Source organism: Pseudomonas promysalinigenes (genome assembly GCF_014269025.2).
GTDB classification, from domain to species: Bacteria; Pseudomonadota; Gammaproteobacteria; order Pseudomonadales; family Pseudomonadaceae; genus Aquipseudomonas; species Aquipseudomonas promysalinigenes.
In genome coordinates, this window is the sequence record NZ_CP077094.1 from 1,632,301 (window position 1) to 1,654,629 (window position 22,329).

Here is a 22,329-nt window from a genome sequence, read left to right on the forward strand (position 1 = left end):
GCCACAGCAGGCTGTGATATAACTGCCACCTATCATCTTTAACCTGCGACGGACCCCCATGAAAGCCAAGGCAGATACCCCCTTCGTAGCGCTGAACATTGCCGTGCTGACGGTCAGCGACACCCGTACCTTCGAAACCGACACGTCCGGGCAAACCTTCGTCGACCGCCTCAGTGCCGCTGGCCACACCCTGGCCGCGCGGGCGCTGCTCAAGGATGACCTGTACAAGATCCGCGCCCAGGTCGCGACCTGGATCGCTGACGAAAACGTGCAGGTGGTACTGATAACCGGGGGTACCGGCTTCACAGGCCGTGATAGTACTCCAGAGGCTGTCGCTTGTTTGCTGGATAAGCAGGTCGAAGGGTTCGGTGAGTTGTTCCGGCAGATTTCGGTGGCCGATATCGGCACTTCCACCGTGCAGTCGCGCGCGTTGGCTGGCCTGGCCAATGGCACCTTGGTGTGCTGCCTGCCCGGCTCGACCAATGCCGTGCGTACTGGTTGGGACGGGATTCTCGCCGAGCAGCTGGATGCCCGCCACCGGCCTTGCAACTTCGTCGCCCACCTGAAACAGGCAGCGGCCTGTGCCCCTCGTGGCTGAGGTGCCTGCCGCCCAGCCACTGATGCCGGTGGAACAAGCCCTGGAACGTCTGTTGACGCTGGCCGAAGCTGCGCCGATCAGCGACACCGAATGCGTAGCATTGGCGCACGCCGAAGGCCGCGTGCTGGCCTGCGACCTGGTGGCCAGCCTTGACCTGCCGCCGTGGCCGAACAGCGCCATGGACGGGTATGCCCTACGCCTGGCCGATCTTCAGGGTGAGCCTCTTCCTGTAAGCCAGCGCATCTTTGCCGGGCATGCTCCAGCGCCGCTGCAGGCAGGTACCTGTGCACGCATTTTCACCGGTGCACCTATGCCGGCTGGCGCCGACTGTGTCGAGATGCAAGAGAACACACAAACGTTGGAAGACGGCCGGGTCCGCTTTCTTCAGGCCCTGGCGCCTGCGCAGAACGTCCGGCCCCAGGGCCAGGAAACCTGCAAGGGCGAGCAGGTGCTGGCCAAAGGAACCCGGCTTGGGCCCATCGAGTTAGGGCTGGCGGCGAGCCTGGGCCACGAGCAGTTGCAGGTAGTGCGGCGGGCGCGAGTGGCGGTACTGTCCACTGGCGATGAACTGGTCGAGCCTGGCTTGCCGCTGGGGCCTGGCCAGATCTACAACAGTAACCGGCGCCTTCTGGTCAGTTGGTTGCAACGCCTGGGTTGCGAAGTGAAGGACATGGGCATCCTGCCCGATGACCTGGCGCGTACTCGTGCATGCCTGGCGGGCTTGGGTGATGTCGATCTCATCCTCTCCACCGGCGGGGTATCGGTAGGTGAGGCCGATTACCTGGGCGCCGCTCTGCGCGAAGCGGGCGAGCTGGCGTTGTGGAAATTGGCGATCAAGCCCGGCAAGCCACTGACCTTCGGGCATTACCGCGGTGTGCCGGTTATCGGCCTACCCGGCAATCCTGCCTCGACCCTGGTTACCTTCGGTCTGCTGACACGGCCCTATCTGCTGCGCCGCCAAGGCGTTTGCGACGTTACGCCGCTGCGTTTCGATGTAGCTGCTGGGTTCCAATGGACCAAGGCCGGCACTCGCCGCGAGTACTTACGCGGGCGCATCGAAGGTGGTCAGGTGCATATCTACAAGAACCAGAGCTCCGGCGTGCTGCGCAGTGCTGCCTGGGCCGATGGATTGGTGGAGGTGCGCGAGGGCACGACCCCCAAGCCCGGTGACAGCGTGTCGTTCATACCCCTGAGTGAGCTACTCGGCTGAGCCTTCGAGCAAGCCGCACCGGCCCTGTGGAGCGTTGGCCGTTGCGGCTTGGGTAAGGCGCATGTGCACGGTTGCAAGCTGCTGGGCGACCACGCCCCAGTCATGCCGAGTACGCGCGAACTGGCGGCCCGCTTCACTCATCTGACGCATGCGCCAAGGTTGGTTGAGTAGCTGCGTGATCATCAGCGCCAATTGGTCGCCGTCATCACTGCCCAGGTAGTGCTCACCGTTGTTGGCGGCCAGGCCCGATACCCCTTTCTCGGTGCTGATAACCGGCAGCCCGGCGGCCATGGCTTCGAGGATCTTCACCTTGGCGCCACCGGCATAGCACAGCGGTGCCAAGAACATTGCGCAGCGGCTTTGCAGATCGCGAAGGTCGGGGCGGTAGCCCACCCACTCGATACGTGGGTCATTCCAGCGCAACTTCCAGCTGGCCGGCAAGGCATGCCCGGCGACGGCCAACCGTACCGCTGGGTTGCCCTGCCAGACTTGGGGCATGATTTCTTCCAAGGCCCACTCGATGGCCTCGAAATTGGCAGCGCACTCGAAATTGCCAACGAACAGCAGGCGCTGGCTGTGCAGGGCAGGCTGAACGCTCTGGTAGTAATCGCAATCGACGCCATTGACCACGACATTGACCGGGCGGCCGCTGATCTGGCTGATCAGTTCGGCATCATGCGGGCTTACAGCGACCACTTCGGTGGGTTGGCGTAGCACGCGCTGCTCCCAGCGCCGGTAGCGCCATCGGTCGAAGGCGTTGAGCGGGCGAAGCCACACGGGCAGGCGATCATGACTAGCAGCACCGGTCACCGATTCGAGGTTGTGTTCACTGAGCATGTAGGGCAGCCCGCGGGCCTGCAGTGCTTTTTCAAAAGGCTGGAAACCGTAGCTGTGTTCGATCTGGATGACATCCCATGGCTCTTCTAACAACTGTTCGAACTGGTGCCGCAAGCTGGGCGCCAGGCCATTGATGATGGCGCGCATCGGGTAGTCGATGATGGGTGATGCAAACAGGTTGAGCGGGCTGTGCAGCGGGCGTCTGGGTAGCACGATCAGGCGTTCGAGCAAGGGCTCGAGGGCTTGGCGGGCAGCATCGCACAAGGGGATTTTCGATTGCACCAGCAAAGTGATCCGGTGGCCCTGCTGCGCGAGTGCGCGCAGCAGGTGGTATTGCCGGGTCTTGCTGCCACTGGTGGTGGGCCAGGGGAGGTAGGGCAGTGTCCAGAGAACGCGCATGACCCGGAAACCTCGCTGCAGGCTGCGGACGAAAAACGCGCCCGCCAGCCTTCAGCCGAGGGCTGCCGCCGGGACGCGTCCATAGATATCAGTAAAGCGCACGATGTCGTCTTCGCCCAGGTACTCGCCGCTTTGTACCTCGATCATCACCAGGTCGATGACGCCGGGGTTGGTCAGGCGGTGAGTGCGGCCAGGTTTGATGAAAGTCGACTCATTGGTGTCGAGCAAAAACTCCTCTTCACCATTGGTCACGCAGGCCATGCCGCTGACGATGATCCAGTGCTCGCTGCGATGATGGTGCATCTGCAGCGACAGCGATTCGCCAGGGCGTACCATGATCCGCTTGATCTTGAAGCGCGGGCCCTCTTCTAGCACGGTGTACATGCCCCAAGGGCGCGTGACGGTGCGGTGCAGGCGGTAGGCTTCATGGCCCTGGTGCTTGAGCTGCTGCGCAATGACCTTGACCTCTTGACTGCGGGCAGCGTCGGCGATCAGCAATGCGTCGGGCGTATCGATCACGATAAGGTTATCCAGCCCCACCGCGCCGACCAGGCGCTTGGGCGAATCGATGTAGCAGTTGGTGACTTCGTGCAGCACGGTTTCACCGTTGCAATGGTTGCCATCGTCATCGGTGTGACGCAGTCCGCGCACAGCTTCCCAACTGCCGATGTCGCTCCAACCCATCTCGCACGGCACTACCGCAACCTTGGCGGAGCGCTCCATCAGCGCGTAGTCGATGGAGATGTCTTCTGCCAGGGCAAAGCTTGCCGGGTCCAGCTCAACCTGCAGCACCTTTTCGCCTTGCTTGGTCGCGCTCTGCCCCAGGCAGTCGGTCACACAGGCAAGCAGCTGCGGTGCGTGCGCCTGCAACTCGGCCAGAAGGGTGCCCACCTGCAGGCAGAACATACCGGCGTTCCACAGATGGCGGCCGCCTTCGAGGTAGCCAAGAGCAGTTGTAGCGTCAGGTTTCTCCACGAAGCAGTTCACCTGATACCCATGGTCGCCGACGGCTTGGCCCCGCTCGATGTAGCCAAAGCCAGTTTCAGCGCGGCTGGGTACTAGGCCGAAAGTCGCCAGCCAGCCCTTTTCAGCCAGTTGCCGCGCCTGATCCACGGCAGTGGCGAAGGCCTCGGCGTGCTCAATGACGTGGTCGGCAGGCATCACCAGCAACACGCTGTCGTTTCCGTAATGGCTTGCGCAGTGCAGCGCGGCGGCAGCTATGGCCGGGGCGGTGTTGCGACCGTTGGTTTCCAGCAGGTAGTCCAGGCCGAGCTTGTCGGGGTTCACCTGGCGATACTCGTCCTGGGTGCGGAAAAACACTTCGCGGTTGGTCACCGTCAGCACCCGTTCCACGCCGGGTAGCGCGGCTGCGCGGGCAAAGGTTTTTTGCAGCAGGCTCTGGCCGTCGGGCAATCGCATGAAGGGTTTAGGCATGGCTTCGCGAGAAACCGGCCACAAGCGGGTGCCGGCACCGCCGGCAATGATGCAGGGGATCAGAACGCTCATTTCACAGCCTCGACGCTTGGCGCTGGGTATAGCGCGGTGAAGGGGAACTTCGCGACCTGTCACGGTTTTGGCGGAAAAGTCAAAAAAACGACTTTTCGCTGTAGCTTCTTCCATGATGGCCAAATTTTTGTCGATCATGCTCTCCTTAACAAAACGTTTCAACGGTATTTGTGTGAATCTGGCGATTTTTTGATCGGCCTTGAGGGCAGCAGCGCACTCGAATGCCTGATTTGGCATGGCAGTGCAGTATTTCGCTGTCGTTTGTGGTCGAGATCTGCACGCAATGGCGCCAATGGAGAAGCGTGATGACACAGCGCAAAGCGATGTTGATCCTGCATGGCAAGCAAGCCATGAATGAAGCAGTGCGCGAGGCGGTCATCGCTATGCGAGAGCGAGGCTGGACGCTGGATGTACGCGTCACCTGGGAGGGCGGCGATGCCAAGAGGCTGGTGGGCGAAGCCCTGGCGGCAGGCTACTGCCAGGTGATCGCCGGAGGCGGTGATGGCACGCTGCGCGATGTGGCCGAGGCCATGGGCCAGGCGCGCACTCAGGCCAGCCTGGCCTTGCTGCCGCTGGGAACGGCCAACGACTTCGCCAAGGCCGCTGGCATTTCCATGGAACCTGCCCATGCGCTGGCGCTGCTGGACCTGCCGCCGCGTCCCATCGACCTGGGCCAGGTGGGCGACCAGCTATTCCTCAACATGGCCACAGGCGGTTTTGGCAGCCAAGTCACCGCAAGCACCTCCGAAGACCTGAAGAAAATGCTCGGCGCCGCCGCCTACCTGTTCACTGGGCTATCGCGCTTCAGCGAACTGCAGGCTGCATCGGTCCAAGTATCGGGCCCAGGTTTCGATTGGCAGGGTGATCTGCTGGCGCTGGGAATCGGTAATGGTCGCCAGGCCGGTGGCGGGCAGGTGCTGTGCCCTGAGGCGCAAGTGAATGACGGCCTGCTCGATATTGCCATTCTGCCGGCGCCCCAGGAAATGGTCGGTGCGCTCCGCGATCTACTGGCCGGTGACGGGCTGTTCGTGCGGGCACGTTTGCCTTGGGTAGAAATTACCTGCTCCCAAGGGCTGGATATCAACCTCGATGGTGAACCCCTCAAAGCCGACAGCCTTCGATTTACCGCAGTACCGTCAGCATTGAACGTGCATCTGCCGCCCAATTCGCCGCTGCTCAGTCGTCCAGACTGATGATCTTTTCGCGTACGGCAAACAGCACAAGCCCCGCCACGTCATAGATGTGCAGGCGCTTCATGATCTGCGAGCGGTGGGTTTCCACGGTTTTGATCGACAGCGCCAGCCCCGCGGCGATCTCGCGGGTCGACTTACCTCGCACGATCAGGCGCAGGATCTCCAGCTGCCGCGCTGTGAGGTTATGTCGATCCACCGCTGCCGGCTTACCGTGCTGGGCACGCATCAGCGCTTGATCGATCACGGTATGGGCAATGGCTGGGCTTAGATAGCGCTCGCCACTGCTCAGGGCCGTCAGCGCCTGTTCGAGCTCGGTTGCCGTCGCATCTTTGAGTAGATAGCCATGGGCGCCGCTTTGCAGTGCTCGCATGATCAAGTCAGGATCGGTATGCATCGACAGGATCAGCACGGTACAGGTGTTGCCTGCTGCGCGCAGTTGGGTGAGGGCATCAAGGCCACTGGTCGAGCGCATGGAAATGTCCAGCAGCACAACATCGGGGGCATGCTGGCGTACCATTTCGAGCAGCTGGCTACCGTCATCGGCCTCGCCGACCACCGTGTAACCGGGAATATCGGAAACCAGGGCACGGACCCCGGCACGGATCAGCGCATGGTCATCCACCAGCAGCAGTCTACAGGTCATGATGCAAGGTTATTCCTGGCGCGTTCATGGCTACGGGGGGGCCATGGGAACAGCACGTCGATGGTCGTCCCCTGGCCTAGCTGGCTGGTGATCGCCAGGCTTCCGTTGAGTGCGGTTGCCCGTTCCTGCATGCCAGCCATGCCACGTTGGCCGGCTTGGGCAGGGTCATCAGCCGGCAAAAAGCCCTTGCCGTCATCCTGAATCGTCAGTGCAAGCCCTAGGGGGCTTCGTTGCAGGCGGATGATCAGGTTACGCGCCCGCGCATGACGCAGCACGTTGGTGACCGCCTCCTGGGTGATGCGAAACGCTGCCATGGCAACGTCTTCGGCAATGCCACCCAAGCGTTGGTGGCACTCAAGGCTCCATTTCAAATCGGTGCTTTCCAGCGTGCGAAGCAAGTGAGCTCGCAGGCAGGCTTCCAGGCCAAGGCTGGCCAATTGACGTGGGTTGAGCAGCGCGGATACGTCGCGCACTTTGCCCAGGGTGTCCTTAAGGGTGGCGTGCAGGCTGATGCAGTGGACTTGCAAGTCGCTCGGAACGCGGCGTTGCAGCCATTGCAGTTGCATCTTGGCGGCCGTCAACAGTTGGCCTATGTCGTCATGCAGTTCGCGGCTCAGGTGCTGGCGCTCGTCTTCCTGCACCTTGAGCATGCGCTCTGCCAGCTCGGCCGGGCGCAGGCTGATCGATTTCGCCCCATGGCCCAAGTGCCAGCATACGCCAAGCGTGGCCAGCAGTTGCAGTAGCAATAGGCTGGGCGGCAGATCTTGCCCTGCAGCGAAGATTGCCAGATTTGCAAGCAGAGACACCACGCACAGTGAGGCCGTCGCCCAGTGCAGCAAAGTGGCCGGTGAGCGTCGGCGCAACAACATCTTCAAGCGTGGGAACATAGAGTCGAGAAGCCACTTAGTCTTGCGGATGGGAACCGAGCACAGGTCGTTGTACGAACGTTGGCATTGAGCTTGCTACAACTCGCGAACGCGGCTCGAAACGGTGATTGGATGGCCGTTAATTGTTTGCGCGCATCTTAACACTTCGGATCGATACCTAGTTGCTCTGCCGCGCCGCTCAGTGGCGGTTACCGTCTTTTTTGCCTGTTGGCCCGGCTGGCACCGTGCCGTATTTATGCACGCAGTCGGGACCCTTCTCGGTGCCAGGCGCACACGTTTGCGAGAATGGCTGATCAAGTACTACCGCCAGTTTGTTCAGCAGCGCCACCTGTTCGCAGGTGTCCAGAGACAGGCTCCCTGTTTGCAGATCGATCAATTCCAGTTGCCAGGCCAGCAAGGTCAGGCAGGCATTGAGTGTGCGCAAGGCGAGGGGGCTCAGGCACTGTTGTTCACAGGCCGGCGCCAGTAATTGATGGAGAGCGCTCGCGTAATGGGCGACTTCAAGCAACCCCAGAGTGCCGGCGCGTCGGGCCAGGGTCTGGAGGGCACGGTTCAGGCACAGGCAGGCATCTGGATCATTGGCGATCAGTTCCAGATGCTGCAGGCATTCCTGTGACTGGGTCAGCAGGACTTGAGCATCCAGCAGGAAGTCCTGCAGGGTGTCGATATGAGAGCTGCTGTCCATCATTGCACTCCGGCGCGGTGGGCTGGAGCAGGGGATGGCGACACCTTGTCGAACGCGGGCAATAGCCTGACTCCATTCATGCAGTGAGAATGGCGTCACATTAATGGCTAAAGGATATCGCGAACATCAGGTTGCACCTGATTGTCCCTAGGGGTTTCCCTGAGGATCCATAGGGTGCGAACTAAGAAGGTGTATCGCAGTAAAGCATGATGTTAATGTGATATCAATGAGTCCAGTGGGCTTTTTCGAAGGGGTAAAGAAGCCCGGTAGTGTGCCGATACAAAGCGGATCATTTCATATTTTTCCGCTACAACCCTGGGGGGTTTCCGATGGCTGGTATTCTCGACACGGTCGATCAACGCACACAACTGGTGGGTGAGAACCGGCTGGAAATCCTGATGTTCCGCCTGGCCGGCCGCCAGTTGTTCGCAATCAACGTCTTCAAGGTTCAGGAGGTGCTGCAACTGCCCAAATTGACTCTGATGCCGCAGCGCCATGCGTTCGTCTGCGGCGTAGTCAACTTGCGTGGGCAGACCCTGCCGGTGATCGACCTGTCCCAGGCCATCGGCATGCGCCCGATAGAACCGGGGCCGGATAGCACCATCATCGTCACCGAGTACAACCGCTCGGTACAGGCGTTTCTGGTGGGCGGAGTCGATCGGATCGTCAACATGAACTGGGAAGCCATCATGCCTCCACCTTCCAGCGCTGGTCGCCAGCACTATTTGACCGCCATTACCAAAGTGGACGACAAGCTGGTGGAAGTCATCGACGTTGAGAAGGTGCTGGCGGAAATCGTGCCGTACAATGCCAGGGTTTCGGGCGACAAACTCGCCGATCCGATATTGGCCCGCGCGCGGGGCCGTGAAGTGCTGCTGGTGGATGACTCCAGTGTGGCCTTGGCGCAGTTGCGCGATACCTTGTCACAACTGGGGATGAAGCTGCATGTGGCCAGTGACGGATTGAAAGCCTTGCGCATGCTCAAAGGTTGGGCCGATGCGGGAGAAAACATCTGTGAGAAGCTGCTGATGGTCTTCACCGATGCGGAAATGCCCGAGATGGATGGTTACCGGTTGACCACGGAAATCCGTAACGATGCACGCTTGCGTGGGCTTTATGTGGTGCTGCATACCTCGTTGTCGGGCAGTTTCAACGAGTCGATGGTGAAGAAGGTGGGTTGCGACAACTTCCTCTCCAAATTCCAGCCCGATCGTCTTGTGGATGTGGTGAAGCAGCGCCTGCTGCTCGATGCCAGCAACGGGTGATCCTGCGGCCTGCCAGGTATAAGCTTGGTGTTTGACCTGGAATGAGGCCGGCAAGGATGTTTCTCAGTGAGTTGTACAGGTACCCGGTGAAGTCTGGGCAGGCGCAATGCTTGCAGGGCTCGCCGGTAGGGCTGCTCGGGTTGCAAGGCGATCGACGCTGGATGGTGGTCGAGCAGGAGAATGGACGCTTTCTCACCCAGCGCGCCTGGCCGCAGTTGGGGCAATTGAAAGCTCGCGAAAGCGACAGCGGCGAGTTGCTGCTGGAAGTGCCGGGGCAGGGTTCTATACGGGTGGCGGTGCCTGACGCGGATGAGGCGTTACGTGGTGTGACCGTATGGCGTGACACCCTGCGCGTTCCCGACGCCGGGGATGAGGTGGCCGGCTGGTTGTCGCAATGGCTTGGTAAAGCGGTGCGCCTGGTTCATTGCCCTGAGCAGCGAGCACGCTACCTGCCCAGCGGCTATGGCCTGAACAGCGACCGCGCGGCGTTCCCTGATGGCTTCCCCTTACTGCTGATCGGCCAGAGTTCGCTGGATGAGCTGAACCACCGAATCGGTCGCCCCATGGAGATGCTGCGGTTTCGGCCGAATCTGGTGGTGAAGGGCGCGCAGCCGTTCGCCGAAGACGGCTGGAAGCGGATTCGCATCGGCGCCTTGGTGTTTCGCGTACTCAAGCCAAGTGTGCGCTGCATCTTCACCACCCTGGACCCCGCCACCGGCGAGCGCAGCCTGGACCGCGAGCCATTGACCACCCTCAAGACATTCCGCGAGCGCGATGGGGATATTCTGTTCGGGCAAAACCTGGCCGCCGATGGCGCAGGTTGGCTTGAGGTGGGCATGCAGGTCGAAGTGCTGGAGTAGTAATCCAGGCAGGCCTCCTCGCGGCTATGCCACAGGTGCCACACGGGCCGTATGGCCCGTGGTTGCTGTAACAGCGAGCTTACCTGCGAAGCCTTCGGCGCTTGTTCAGCGCATGTCACATGTCATCAAAGTAGCGCTCATGCCAGTCCACCAGGGGCTGGGGCACATTCAGCTTCTGCCCATAGATCACCGAATAGGACAGCACGTTTTGTACGTACTGGCGTGTTTCGTCGAACGGGATCGACTCGACCCATACGTCGAAGCTCAGATGCTTGGCGCCTTTGAGCCATTGCCTGACACGGCCGGGGCCGGCGTTGTAGGCGGCGGAGGCCAGCACTCGGTTGCCATTGAACTGCCCGTGCACTTGGCTCAGGTAGGCAGCGCCGACCTGAATGTTCTTCTCCGGGTTGAACATCTGCTGCGGTGAAGCCAGCGGGATGCTGAACTTGCGTGCCGTTTCTTTGGCGGTGGCCGGCATTACCTGCATCAAGCCGCTGGCACCGACGCTTGAGCGGGCGTCCTCCATGAACGCGCTCTCCTGGCGGGTGATGGCGAACACCCAGCTGGAGTGCAGGCCACGGACCTTGGCTTCGCGGACCAAGGTGTCGCGATAGGCCATCGGGAAGCGAATATCCAGATCGTCCCAATACTGCGCCTGGCTGATGGTACGAATGGCGGGGAAGTACCAGCGCATGTCGTAGGCCAGGCGTGCCTGAGCGACCATTTCATCGCGGCTGAAGTGGCGGCTGGCATGGTACCACTCGCGGCGGCCTTCGACGATCTGGCCACGGGCGTGAAACTCCATGGCACGGCGAATGCCTGGCGCATTGCGTACTTTGTTCATCAGCTGCGGGCTCAGCACCAAGGGCCGGTTGTTCAACTGATACGGAGTTTTTGCCCGATCCGCCGCCAGGAACCCGTAGAAGTCGCGCTCACGGGCAACGTTCTTATACAGCAGTGGGATCTGTGGGTTGCTCGGCTGGGCTAGCTCCAAACTGCGAGCTTGCCAGTACTTCCAGCGGCTGCTGGCGGCCAGGTCCTGCGGCAGACGCTTGGTGAGTTCGTAGGCGTCTTCCCAGCGGCCCAGGCGCAGCAGCAGGCGTAAACGCCATTCACTGACCGTGTTGTCGCGCAGCTCGGGGTCGTAGCGGGTCATCAGGTCCAAAGCGCGAGGGTCGTAACGGCGGGCAAGGGTCAGGCCTATTTCGCGGGCGATGGCGACCTTCTCGTCACGGGAGAAATGCATGCGCTGGGCATAGTCGTCGAGCATGCTCATGGCACGATCCGGGTCTTGCCGGGCCAAGCGACGCAGGCCAAGGCTGACCACATCCGCCATGGCTTCGTTGGCCGGGGTGAAACGCGAGGGTTGGTTCAGCAGTTCAGGTTTTTGCGCCACATCGATCAGCAAACGGCCTTGCGCTGCCAGTGTGGTCAGGCCCTGTACCAGGCTGTTGGCCAGCGCATAGTTACGTGCCTGTGCTGCAAGCTTCGCGCGGTTCCAGCGTTTGGCTTCGGTGAGCTGACCTTCTGCTGCCCACATGCCGAACAAAGTATCGCAGGCCGCTGGTTGCGACTTGCCCACATTCCACAGTTTTTCGGCGCTGGCAAAACCCTCGGCACGCTGCCCGTGGCTCAACTGATATTGCCCGTTGAGGCAGTCGAGTTCGGTGAAGTTGAGCTTGGGGTCATAATACTTGGCAAAGGTATTCCACTCGCCACGTTCGGCGAGCCACCGCAACCAGCGCAGTTTCATCCAGTTTGCCTGGGGCAGGTCACCGTGCTGGGCCAGGAAACCCTCGATTTCCTCGTTGCTGGCGGTCTTCAGGCGTGCGGTCAGTTCGTCATAGGCAAGGTAAGGCGTCAGTGGATAGTCGCTCAATGCCTGGCTGTAGCGCAGGTAAGGGCCCTTGTCGCCCTTGGCCAGCGCACGCTTGGCTTCGTCGTAGTACTGACGTTGCAGGGAAAGGTCGGTGGCCTGTGCCGCGCTGGCAGTGGCGGCGGTGAGTAGCAGGCAGGAAGCAATCTGAAACAGGCGGCTGCGCATGATACGTCCGGGCAGTTGAACCATGGGGAAGTGACGGCGATGCCAGCACTGATGAAGTCAATTGCCTTAGCTTAGCCGTTTGCCGGCGCCGGGTGATAGCGCTGTGCTTGTAACCGGGCATTAACGCCGACCGGGCGTCGCCCAGGCCGCTGCACCGGTCAACTTTATGCTTGAAGGGGGCAATTCAGGTAGAATGCGCGCCCGCTTTCTGGAGACAAACATGACCCTGCTCAAATTCAGCGATGTGTCCCTCGCATTCGGCGCGATGCCGCTGCTGGACAAAGTGTCCTGGCAGATCGCCCGTGGCGAGCGGGTGTGCATCATCGGCCGTAACGGTACTGGCAAGTCGAGCATGCTGCGCCTGGTCAAGGGCGAGCAGAAGGGCGACGACGGCGAAATCTGGCGTGCCCCTGGCTTGAAGATTGGTGAGCTTCCCCAGGAACTGCCGGTGGCCGATGAGCGCACGGTGTTCGACGTGGTCGCCGCTGGCCTGGATGGCGTTGGCGAGTTGCTCGCGCAGTTCCATCATCTGAGCCAGAACATCCAGGGCGATGAGGATCTGGAAAAACTCATGCACGTCCAGCACGAGCTCGAGGCCCGCGATGGCTGGCGCCTTCAGCAAGTGGTGGAAAGCACCCTCAGCCGTCTTCAGCTGCCTGCCGACAAGACTTTGGCCGAACTCTCAGGTGGCTGGCGTCGCCGTGTGCTGCTGGCCCAGGCTTTGGTCTCCGAACCTGACCTGCTGCTGCTCGACGAGCCCACCAACCACCTGGACATCGGTGCCATTGCTTGGCTTGAAGAGGCTCTGCGCGGCTTCAACGGAGCTGTGCTGTTCATCACCCACGACCGCTCCTTCCTGCAGAACCTGGCCACTCGCATCCTCGAACTGGACCGTGGCGGGCTGATCGACTGGAACGGCGACTACGCCAGCTTCCTGGTGCACAAGGAAGCTGCCCTGGCCGCCGAGGAGACTGCCAACGCGCTGTTCGACAAGCGCCTGGCCCAGGAAGAGGTATGGATTCGCCAGGGCATCAAGGCCCGCCGCACCCGTAACGAGGGCCGTGTGCGTGCACTCAAGGCACTGCGCGTGGAGCGTAGTGAGCGCCGCGAGCGTCAAGGCCGGGCGAATATCCAGATAGAGGCGGCGGACAAATCCGGCAAGCAGGTCATGGTGCTGGAGAATGTCAGCTTCCATCACCCCGAGGGACCGCTGCTGGTCAAGGACTTCTCCATGGTCTTGCAGCGTCAGGACCGCATCGGCTTGCTGGGCGCCAACGGTACGGGCAAGACCACGTTGCTGAAGATGATGCTCGGCGACCTGGAGCCAACGGCGGGCAAAGTCGAGCGTGGTACCAAGCTTGAGGTCGCGTACTTCGATCAGATGCGTCACCAGCTCGATCTGGAAAAGACCGTGATCGACAACCTCGCCGAAGGCCGCGACTTCATCGAGATCGATGGTCAGAACCGCCATGTGCTGAGCTACCTGGGCGATTTCCTGTTCAGCCCGCAGCGTGCGCGCACGCCGGTCAAGGCGCTGTCTGGCGGCGAACGTGCGCGGTTGCTGCTGGCAAAGCTGTTCAGCAAACCGGCCAACCTGCTGGTGCTCGACGAACCGACCAACGACCTTGATGTGGAAACCCTCGAGTTGCTCGAAGAGGTGCTGTGCAATTACAAGGGCACCGTGCTGATGGTCAGCCACGACCGGGCCTTCCTCGATAACGTGGTCACCAGCACTTTGGTATTCGAAGGTGAGGGCAAGGTACGCGAGTACGTCGGTGGCTATGAGGACTGGATCCGTCAGGGTGGCTCGGCGAAGCTACTCGGCGTGACCGAGAGCAAGGGTGGCAAGTCAGAGCTCAACAGTGCGGTGGTGGAGAAGCCCGCGGCAGCCGCGACGCCTGCACCTGCAGCGCCAGTGGCGGATGCCTCGAAGAAGAAGCTCAGCTACAAGCTGCAACGGGAGCTGGAAATGCTGCCGGGGCAGATCGATGAAGTCGAGCAGCGCATGGCCCAGGCCCAGGCAGAAGTGAATGCCCCAGGCTTCTATCAGCGGCCGATTGCCGAGACATCGGCGGTGCTGGCCAAGATCGAGGAGCTGCAAGCTGAGCTGGATACGCTGGTGGAGCGGTGGGCCGAGCTGGAAGGCTGAGACTGGTATAGCCGTTGGTAGGTAGATCCGCTTCTACAGTAGCTGCGCAGGTCCTGGGACTGGTGCAGCTACTGTAGGGGCGGGTTTACCCGCGAAGAGGTCGATGCGCGCTACATCATTCTTTTTTCAGCAAACGCACCGCCAGCACATCGCACGGTGCGCCGTGGAGCACGTCATTGGCTGTGGAGCCCAGCAGCAGTGCCAAACCATGCCGCCCATGGCTGCCCACCACGATCAGGTCGCAATTCTGCTCCTTGGCCAATTGATGGATCTCTTGGCGCGGCTGGCCATACGTCAAGTGAGAGTCGCCGCGGTGGATATCGGGGTATTTGTTGAACAAGCGGTCCATACGCTCCTTGGCCTGGTCGAATTGCTGCTGCTGCAGTTGCGACAGGTCCATGGGCACATCACCACCAAAAGCCATGGCCATCGGTTCGACGATATGTACCAGCGAGACCTTGGCATTGGAGGGTGCCGCCAACGCCATGGCACGTTTGATCACCGGGTCGCACTCTTCGGTAAGGTCGACGGCGACCAGAAGATGTTCGTAGGACATGAGCTGCACTCCTGACAATCGCGATAGTAGGAAGTATGGTCGCTTTCCTGCAGGTCATCCGTGAAACTGAGTAACCCGCTCATTTGCAACGCTTTATGGAAACTACTGATATGACGGTATGGCTGGTGGTGTCAATCCTTGCGCTGATTCTGAGTCCGCTTTCCTGGTTGCGGTTGTCGCGCAAACAAGGGCAGCAGATGACCCTGCGCCTGGCCGCGCGGCGCATGGGCCTGGCCATGCAGCTGGCACCGACACAGTGGCCCCATTGGCTTGAGAAAGAGCCCCCCAGCCCTTGTCCGCAGTACCACCGTGCCCGCCGTAGGGGGCACGAAGACTGCTGGAGTTACTGGCAGGTCAGCCCCGGTATCTGGTGGAATCAATGGAAAGAAGTCTGTGAAGACCCACGGCTGGCCGCGGTTTTCGCGCGCTTGCCGGCAACGGTCTACAAAGTGGAGGCCGATAAACGCATGATCGCCCTGTACTGGAGCGAGCGTGGTGATGAATCTGTATTGCAGGATATTGCCCACGCCTTCGACGCCCTGGCCTGACACCCATAACGACAAAGCGGCAACCCGGTAGCTACCAGGTTGCCGCTTTGTCGTTTCTGCAGTGCAGAAAAGGCCAGGCAGGCCGGGAATTTCAACGATGCATAGGCAGTGTAGTCATTTCCTGCCGGCGTGCACGGGAAAGTTGCAGCACTCGGCACCGCGTTTGGGTCAATCGTCGCCATGAATGGTCTGCGATCACTGTCATCATGCTTATGCCCTGGCGCTGCACAATGGCTGGAAAGTCGGGTTGATCGGCTTTTCGTGAGCATTTGACAACGCTCGACATTTCGGAGAATGTAGGCGCACCCAAATCAAACGGGCGTATGAAATGAGCGTTTGTATGTCACGCCGCTCATACGAATCCCGACTATCGCGCCGACGGGTGTGTGCCTGGGCGAGGGCGGCAACGCCGGCTTCTCTCAGCGATCGGTGTGTACAGTTCAGCTTCCATATCGTGGAGATCAGTTGATGATTTACGAAGGTAAAGCCATCACGGTTAAGGCTCTTGAAAGCGGCATCGTCGAATTGAAATTCGACCTCAAGGGTGAGTCCGTCAACAAGTTCAATCGCCTGACCCTGGACGAATTGCGCCAGGCTGTCGATGCCATCAAGGCCGACGCCTCGGTGACAGGTGTGATCGTCAGCAGCGGTAAGGACGTGTTCATCGTCGGCGCCGATATCACCGAATTCGTCGACAACTTCAAGCTGCCCGAGGCCGAACTGGTTGCCGGCAACCTGGAAGCCAATCGCATCTTCAACGCCTTCGAAGACCTCGAGGTGCCCACTGTGGCGGCCATCAACGGTATCGCCCTGGGCGGCGGCCTGGAGATGTGCCTGGCGGCCGACTACCGAGTGATGTCCACCACTGCCAAGATTGGCCTGCCTGAAGTCAAGTTGGGCATTTACCCAGGCTTTGGCGGCACCGTGCGCCTGCCGCGCCTGATCGGTTCCGACAATGCCATCGAGTGGATCGCCGCTGGTAAGGAAAACCGTGCCGAAGACGCCCTGAAAGTTGGCGCGGTAGATGCAGTCGTCGCACCTGAACTGTTGCAGGCCGGCGCCCTGGACCTGATCAAGCGCGCCATCAGTGGCGAGCTGGACTACAAAGCCAAGCGCCAACCCAAGCTGGAAAAACTCAAGCTCAACGCCATCGAGCAGATGATGGCCTTCGAAACCGCCAAGGGCTTCGTCGCCGGCCAGGCAGGCCCGAACTACCCGGCACCGGTCGAGGCGATCAAGAGCATTCAAAAAGCTGCCAACTACGGCCGCGACAAGGCGCTGGAAGTCGAAGCCGCGGGCTTCGCCAAGCTGGCCAAGACTTCGGTCGCCGAAAGCCTCATCGGTCTGTTCCTCAACGATCAAGAGCTCAAGCGCAAGGCTAAAGCCCACGACGAAATCGCCCGTGATGTGAAGCAGGCGGCGGTACTGGGCGCTGGCATCATGGGCGGTGGCATCGCCTACCAGTCGGCGGTCAAAGGCACGCCGATCTTGATGAAGGACATCCGCGAGGAGGCCATCCAGCTGGGCCTTAACGAGGCATCCAAGCTGCTCGGCAATCGCGTCGAGAAAGGCCGCCTGACGCCGGCCAAGATGGCCGAGGCGCTCAATGCCATTCGCCCGACCCTGTCGTACGGTGATTTCGCCAACGTCGACATCGTCGTCGAGGCCGTGGTCGAGAACCCTAAAGTCAAACAGGCCGTGCTGGCCGAAGTGGAAGGCCAGGTCAAGGAAGATGCGATCCTCGCCTCCAATACTTCGACCATTTCCATCAACCTGCTGGCCAAGGCGCTCAAACGTCCAGAAAACTTCGTTGGCATGCACTTCTTCAACCCCGTGCACATGATGCCGCTGGTCGAAGTGATTCGTGGCGAGAAGTCCAGTGAAGTGGCGGTTGCCACCACTGTGGCCTATGCCAAGAAGATGGGCAAGAACCCGATCGTGGTCAACGACTGCCCGGGCTTTTTGGTCAACCGAGTGCTGTTCCCGTACTTCGGCGGCTTCGCCAAACTGGTCAGCGCGGGCGTCGACTTCGTGCGCATCGATAAGGTCATGGAAAAGTTCGGCTGGCCGATGGGCCCGGCCTATCTGATGGACGTAGTCGGTATCGACACCGGCCACCACGGCCGTGACGTCATGGCCGAAGGTTTCCCAGACCGCATGAAGGACGAGCGCCGCTCGGCTGTCGATGCCCTCTACGAAGCCAACCGTCTTGGCCAGAAGAACGGCAAAGGCTTCTACGCCTACGAAACTGACAAGCGTGGCAAGCCTAAAAAAGTCGTCGATGCCAGCGTGCAGGAGGTACTCGCACCAATCGTCTTCGAACAGCGTGAAGTGAGCGACGAAGACATCATCAACTGGATGATGGTGCCGCTGTGCCTGGAAACCGTGCGCTGCCTGGAAGACGGTATTGTCGAAACCGCAGCCGAAGCCGACATGGGCTTGGTCTACGGGATTGGCTTCCCTCCGTTCCGGGGTGGTGCGCTGCGCTACATCGACTCGATCGGTGTGGCTGAATTCGTTGCCCTGGCCGACCAGTACGCCGACCTGGGGCCGCTGTACCACCCGACCGCGAAGCTGCGTGAAATGGCCAAGACCGGCCAGCGCTTCTTCAACTGAGTGGTTAACGAGCTAGAGCGAGAGATTTGAAATGAGCCTGAATCCAAGAGACGTGGTGATTGTCGACTTCGGTCGCACCCCTATGGGCCGCTCCAAGGGTGGCATGCACCGCAACACCCGCGCCGAAGACATGTCAGCGCATCTGATCAGCAAGCTGCTGGAACGCAACGACAAGGTCGACCCGAAAGAGGTCGAAGATGTGATCTGGGGCTGTGTCAACCAGACCCTGGAGCAAGGCTGGAACATCGCCCGCATGGCGTCGCTGATGACCCAGATTCCCCACACCTCCGCCGCCCAGACCGTCAGCCGCCTGTGCGGCTCGTCGATGAGTGCGCTGCACACCGCTGCCCAGGCGATCATGACCGGCAATGGCGACGTTTTCGTCGTCGGCGGCGTCGAGCACATGGGGCACGTCAGCATGATGCATGGCGTTGACCCTAATCCACACCTGTCCCTGTATGCTGCCAAGGCCTCCGGGATGATGGGCCTGACCGCCGAGATGCTGGGCAAGATGCACGGCATCAGCCGTGAGCAGCAGGACCTGTTCGGCTTGCGTTCGCACCAACTGGCCCACAAGGCCACGGTCGAGGGCAAGTTCAAGGACGAAATCATCCCGATGCAGGGCTACGATGAGAACGGCTTCCTGAAGGTTTTCGATTACGATGAAACCATTCGCCCGGAAACCACTCTAGAAGGCTTGGCGTCGTTGAAACCGGCGTTCAACCCCAAAGGCGGCACCGTGACTGCCGGTACTTCGTCGCAGATTACCGACGGCGCTTCGTGCATGATCGTCATGTCTGGCCAGCGCGCCATGGATCTGGGGATTCAGCCATTGGCGGTGATCCGCTCGATGGCGGTCGCCGGCGTTGACCCGGCAATCATGGGCTACGGCCCGGTTCCTTCAACCCAAAAAGCGCTCAAGCGCGCTGGCCTGACCATGGCCGATATCGACTTCATCGAGCTCAACGAAGCCTTTGCAGCACAGGCCTTGCCAGTACTCAAAGACTTGAAAGTGCTCGACAAGATGGATGAGAAGGTTAACCTGCACGGCGGCGCCATCGCTTTGGGCCACCCGTTCGGTTGCTCCGGTGCACGTATTTCCGGCACCCTGCTCAATGTGATGAAGCAGAACGGCGGCACACTGGGGGTCGCCACCATGTGCGTAGGCCTTGGCCAAGGTATCACCACTGTCTTCGAACGCGTCTGATCGCGTAGCTGGACAGCAGCCGGGGCCTTGTGCCCCGGTTTTTTGTTTTTCACAGAATTGGTTTCAAGAGGAAGGGCGGCATGCAGATCCAGCCAGGCGTATACCGGCATTACAAAGGGCCTGAGTACCGTGTCTTCAGTGTTGCACGGCACTCCGAAAACGAAGAGTGGATGGTCTTCTACCAATGCCTGTATGGTGATTACAGCTTCTGGGTAAGGCCGCTTGCGATGTTTCAGGAGTCCGTCGAGGTTGACGGCGAGCAGGTGCCGCGCTTTGCTTTGGTCAAGGCCGAAGTCGGGCTGCCAGAGCTGTCTGGCAAGTCGCAAGCGTGAACGACCGCGCTTGACCTCTCCCTGTTGCCACTATATATAGCGGTGCCGCGTCCGGCACCTGACGCGTTTTTCATCTTCAGATTCAGGAATACTCCGATCCATGGGCAAATCGCTGGTCATTGTGGAATCCCCGGCCAAGGCCAAGACCATCAACAAGTACTTGGGCAACCAGTACGTGGTGAAGTCGAGTATCGGCCATATCCGAGACCTCCCCACCAGCGGTTCGGCCAGCGCAAGCAAAGAGCCGGCCGCCAAGCGTGGCAAGGCTGCTGCGGGTGAGGCTCCGGCGCTGTCGCCGAAAGAAAAGGCGCGTCGCCAGTTGGTAGCGCGCATGGGTGTCGACCCTGATCACGGCTGGAAGGCCAAATACGAGATCCTTCCCGGCAAGGAGAAGGTGATCGAAGAGCTCCGCCGCTTGGCCAAGGATGCCGACACCATCTATCTCGCAACCGACTTGGACCGCGAAGGGGAAGCCATTGCCTGGCACCTGCGCGAAGCCATCGGTGGTGACGACACCCGTTACAAGCGCGTGGTGTTCAACGAAATTACCAAGAAGGCGATTCAGGATGCGTTCTCGCAGCCTGGCGAGCTGGACATCGATCGTGTCAACGCCCAGCAGGCGCGGCGCTTCCTCGACCGCGTGGTGGGCTACATGGTTTCGCCCCTGCTGTGGGCGAAGATTGCCCGCGGCCTGTCAGCCGGCCGTGTGCAATCGGTGGCGGTGAAACTGGTGGTGGAGCGTGAGCGCGAGATTCGCGCGTTCGTCCCCGAAGAGTACTGGGAAGTGCATGCTGATCTGGGTACCGCCAAGAGCGCCAAGGTGCGTTTCGAAGTGGCCCGTGAGAATGGCGAGGCCTTCAAGCCGCTGAACGAAGCGCAAGCGATGGCCGCGCTGGAAAAACTCAAGGCTTCCAGCTACAGCGTGGTCAAGCGTGAAGACCGCCCCACCAGCAGTAAGCCGTCGGCTCCGTTCATCACCTCCACCTTGCAGCAGGCCGCGAGCAACCGCCTGGGCTTTGGGGTGAAGAAGACCATGATGATGGCCCAGCGTCTTTACGAAGCGGGCTACATCACTTACATGCGTACCGACTCGACAAACCTGTCCTCCGATGCCTTGGACATGGCGCGCAGTTACATCGAGCGCGAGTTCGGCAAGCAGTATCTGCCAGACGCACCCCTGGTGTATGGCAGCAAAGAAGGCGCTCAGGAAGCGCACGAGGCGATTCGCCCTTCCGACGTGAATACTCACCCGTCCAAGCTCAGCGGCATGGAGCGGGACGCCGAGCGGCTGTATGAGTTGATCTGGCGCCAGTTCCTTGCCTGCCAGATGCCGCCTGCGCAGTACCTGTCCACCAGCGTCACAGTGGCTGCAGGCGACTTCGAGCTGCGCGCCAAAGGCCGTATCCTCAAGTTCGACGGTTATACCCGTGTGCTGCCACAGCAAAGCAAGCCTGGCGAGGACGATGTGCTCCCAGAGATGGCCCAGGGCGAAGTGCTCAAACTCTTGCAACTCGATCCGAGCCAGCACTTCACCAAGCCGCCAGCGCGCTTCACCGAAGCTAGCCTGGTCAAGGAAATGGAAAAACGTGGGATTGGCCGCCCGTCTACCTATGCCGCGATCATCTCCACTATTCAGGACCGTGGTTACGTCACTCTGCACAATCGGCGCTTCTATTCCGAGAAGATGGGCGACATCGTGACCGAGCGCCTGTCGGAAAGCTTCTCCAACCTGATGGACTACGGCTTCACGGCCGACATGGAAGAGAACCTCGACGATGTGGCCCAGGGCGAGCGCGACTGGAAGAACGTACTGGATGAGTTCTACGGTGACTTCAGTAAGAAGCTGCTCAATGCCGAGTCTGCTGAGCATGGTATGCGTGCCAATCAGCCGACCATGACCAACATTCCGTGCAAGGAATGCGGTCGGCCGATGATGATACGCACCGCCTCTACCGGCGTTTTCCTTGGCTGTTCTGGTTATAGCCTGCCGCCCAAGGAGCGCTGCAAAGCCACCGTTAACCTGGTGCCCGGTGATGAAATTGCCGCGGACGATGAGGGCGAGTCGGAATCGCGCGTGCTATTGGGCAAGCACCGTTGCCCGATCTGCTCCACGGCCATGGATGCCTACCTGCTGGATGAGAAGCACAAGCTGCACATCTGCGGTAATAACCCAGATTGCCCAGGCTACGAGATCGAAGAGGGCAGCTACCGCATCAAGGGCTACGAGGGGCCGAGCCTGGAATGCGACAAGTGCGGCAGCGAAATGCAATTGAAAACTGGCCGCTTTGGCAAGTTCTTCGGGTGCACCAACCCTGCCTGCAAGAACACCCGCAAACTTCTGAAGAACGGTGAGGCTGCGCCGCCGAAGATGGACAAGGTGGACATGCCAGAGCTCAAGTGCGAGAAGGTCGACGATACCTACGTGCTGCGTGATGGTGCTTCAGGGCTGTTCCTGGCCGCTAGCCAGTTTCCGAAAAACCGTGAAACCCGTGCGCCGCTGGTGATGGAGATCGTGCCGCACAAGCACGAGATCGATCCTAAGTACCACTTCCTGTGCGACGCGCCACAGAAGGACCCAGATGGCCGTCCTGCGGTGATTCGCTACAGCCGCAAGACGAAAGAGCAATACGTGCAATCCGAAGTCGATGGCAAGCCGACAGGCTGGAAAGCGTTCTACGACGGTGGAGCTTGGAAGGTTGAAGACAAGCGCTGAAATTTCAGTGCGTGAATCAGGGCCGCTTTGCGGCCCTGATCATTTATGATGCATTGACCGGCCTTTTAGCCTTAGGGAGGT

Annotated in this window: 18 protein-coding genes; 11 read left to right on the plus strand and 7 right to left on the minus strand. The window is 60.5% G+C overall.

Annotation, left to right across the window (positions count from 1 at the left end; translation table 11 throughout):
• Positions 1 to 58: 58 nt before the first annotated feature.
• Both moaB and HU725_RS07555 read left to right on the plus strand, forming a co-directional pair.
• Positions 59 to 598, plus strand: coding sequence for a molybdenum cofactor biosynthesis protein B (gene moaB / locus HU725_RS07550; RefSeq protein WP_060476640.1), 540 nt, complete (start codon positions 59 to 61; stop codon positions 596 to 598).
• Positions 582 to 1,808 (plus strand): molybdopterin molybdotransferase MoeA, encoded by a 1,227-nt coding sequence (locus HU725_RS07555; RefSeq protein WP_186476724.1) that lies wholly within the window; start codon positions 582 to 584, stop codon positions 1,806 to 1,808. Before moaB ends, HU725_RS07555 begins: the two co-directional genes overlap by 17 nt.
• Here the strand turns inward: HU725_RS07555 and HU725_RS07560 are convergent.
• Entirely contained in the window at positions 1,797 to 3,044 is a 1,248-nt protein-coding gene (locus HU725_RS07560) for a glycosyltransferase family 4 protein (RefSeq protein ID WP_186476725.1), read from the minus strand. The two genes, HU725_RS07555 and HU725_RS07560, sit on opposite strands and share 12 nt — an antisense overlap.
• A 51-nt stretch (positions 3,045 to 3,095) precedes the next feature.
• Positions 3,096 to 4,550: a mannose-1-phosphate guanylyltransferase/mannose-6-phosphate isomerase gene (locus HU725_RS07565; RefSeq protein ID WP_186476726.1), complete on the minus strand. Its 1,455-nt coding sequence runs from the start codon at positions 4,548 to 4,550 to the stop codon at positions 3,096 to 3,098.
• 305 nt (positions 4,551 to 4,855) lie between these two features.
• Here HU725_RS07565 and yegS point away from each other — a divergent pair, with 305 nt between their 5' ends.
• Positions 4,856 to 5,743 carry a lipid kinase YegS gene (gene yegS / locus HU725_RS07570; protein WP_060476642.1) on the plus strand — a complete coding sequence of 296 codons (888 nt, stop codon included), beginning with the start codon at positions 4,856 to 4,858 and terminating at the stop codon, positions 5,741 to 5,743.
• On the opposite strand, the gene HU725_RS07575 is transcribed toward yegS, so the two are convergent.
• The 3 genes from HU725_RS07575 to HU725_RS07585 all read right to left on the minus strand — a co-directional run bounded on the left by HU725_RS07575 (position 5,727) and on the right by HU725_RS07585 (position 7,958).
• Positions 5,727 to 6,386 (minus strand): response regulator, encoded by a 660-nt coding sequence (locus HU725_RS07575; protein WP_186476727.1) that lies wholly within the window; start codon positions 6,384 to 6,386, stop codon positions 5,727 to 5,729. The genes yegS and HU725_RS07575 overlap by 17 nt on opposite strands.
• Complete coding sequence (locus HU725_RS07580; protein WP_186476728.1) at positions 6,383 to 7,273, minus strand: sensor histidine kinase; 891 nt, start codon at positions 7,271 to 7,273, stop codon at positions 6,383 to 6,385. Before HU725_RS07580 ends, HU725_RS07575 begins: the two co-directional genes overlap by 4 nt.
• A gap of 178 nt (positions 7,274 to 7,451) precedes the next feature.
• Positions 7,452 to 7,958, minus strand: a complete 507-nt coding sequence (locus HU725_RS07585) for a histidine kinase (RefSeq protein ID WP_186476729.1) — start codon at positions 7,956 to 7,958, stop codon at positions 7,452 to 7,454.
• 329 nt (positions 7,959 to 8,287) lie between these two features.
• Here HU725_RS07585 and HU725_RS07590 point away from each other — a divergent pair, with 329 nt between their 5' ends.
• Both HU725_RS07590 and HU725_RS07595 read left to right on the plus strand, forming a co-directional pair.
• Positions 8,288 to 9,223: a chemotaxis protein CheV gene (locus tag HU725_RS07590; protein WP_060476646.1), complete on the plus strand. Its 936-nt coding sequence runs from the start codon at positions 8,288 to 8,290 to the stop codon at positions 9,221 to 9,223.
• A gap of 56 nt (positions 9,224 to 9,279) precedes the next feature.
• On the plus strand, positions 9,280 to 10,083 hold the full coding sequence (locus HU725_RS07595; protein WP_186476730.1) for an MOSC domain-containing protein: 804 nt from the start codon (positions 9,280 to 9,282) through the stop codon (positions 10,081 to 10,083).
• 115 nt (positions 10,084 to 10,198) lie between these two features.
• Here HU725_RS07595 and HU725_RS07600 read toward each other — a convergent pair whose 3' ends face one another.
• Complete coding sequence (locus HU725_RS07600; protein WP_186476731.1) at positions 10,199 to 12,127, minus strand: transglycosylase SLT domain-containing protein; 1,929 nt, start codon at positions 12,125 to 12,127, stop codon at positions 10,199 to 10,201.
• A gap of 220 nt (positions 12,128 to 12,347) precedes the next feature.
• Between HU725_RS07600 and HU725_RS07605 the strand changes: the two genes are divergently transcribed.
• Positions 12,348 to 14,276, plus strand: coding sequence for an ATP-binding cassette domain-containing protein (locus HU725_RS07605; protein WP_186476732.1), 1,929 nt, complete (start codon positions 12,348 to 12,350; stop codon positions 14,274 to 14,276).
• Between the two features lie 115 nt (positions 14,277 to 14,391).
• Here the strand turns inward: HU725_RS07605 and HU725_RS07610 are convergent, their stop codons facing one another.
• Positions 14,392 to 14,832: a universal stress protein gene (locus HU725_RS07610; protein WP_060476650.1), complete on the minus strand. Its 441-nt coding sequence runs from the start codon at positions 14,830 to 14,832 to the stop codon at positions 14,392 to 14,394.
• Between the two features lie 110 nt (positions 14,833 to 14,942).
• On the opposite strand from HU725_RS07610, the gene HU725_RS07615 reads away from it, so the two are divergent.
• From HU725_RS07615 to topA, 5 genes are all read left to right on the plus strand, one after another.
• Entirely contained in the window at positions 14,943 to 15,380 is a 438-nt protein-coding gene (locus HU725_RS07615; RefSeq protein ID WP_186476733.1) for a hypothetical protein, read from the plus strand.
• 468 nt (positions 15,381 to 15,848) lie between these two features.
• Positions 15,849 to 17,996: a fatty acid oxidation complex subunit alpha FadB gene (gene fadB / locus HU725_RS07620; protein WP_186476734.1), complete on the plus strand. Its 2,148-nt coding sequence runs from the start codon at positions 15,849 to 15,851 to the stop codon at positions 17,994 to 17,996.
• Between the two features lie 31 nt (positions 17,997 to 18,027).
• Complete coding sequence (gene fadA / locus HU725_RS07625; RefSeq protein WP_060476653.1) at positions 18,028 to 19,203, plus strand: acetyl-CoA C-acyltransferase FadA; 1,176 nt, start codon at positions 18,028 to 18,030, stop codon at positions 19,201 to 19,203.
• Positions 19,204 to 19,283: 80 nt separating this feature from the next.
• Complete coding sequence (locus HU725_RS07630; protein ID WP_186476735.1) at positions 19,284 to 19,535, plus strand: DUF1653 domain-containing protein; 252 nt, start codon at positions 19,284 to 19,286, stop codon at positions 19,533 to 19,535.
• Positions 19,536 to 19,635: 100 nt separating this feature from the next.
• Positions 19,636 to 22,248, plus strand: coding sequence for a type I DNA topoisomerase (topA, locus tag HU725_RS07635; RefSeq protein WP_060476655.1), 2,613 nt, complete (start codon positions 19,636 to 19,638; stop codon positions 22,246 to 22,248).
• Positions 22,249 to 22,329 lie beyond the last annotated feature (81 nt).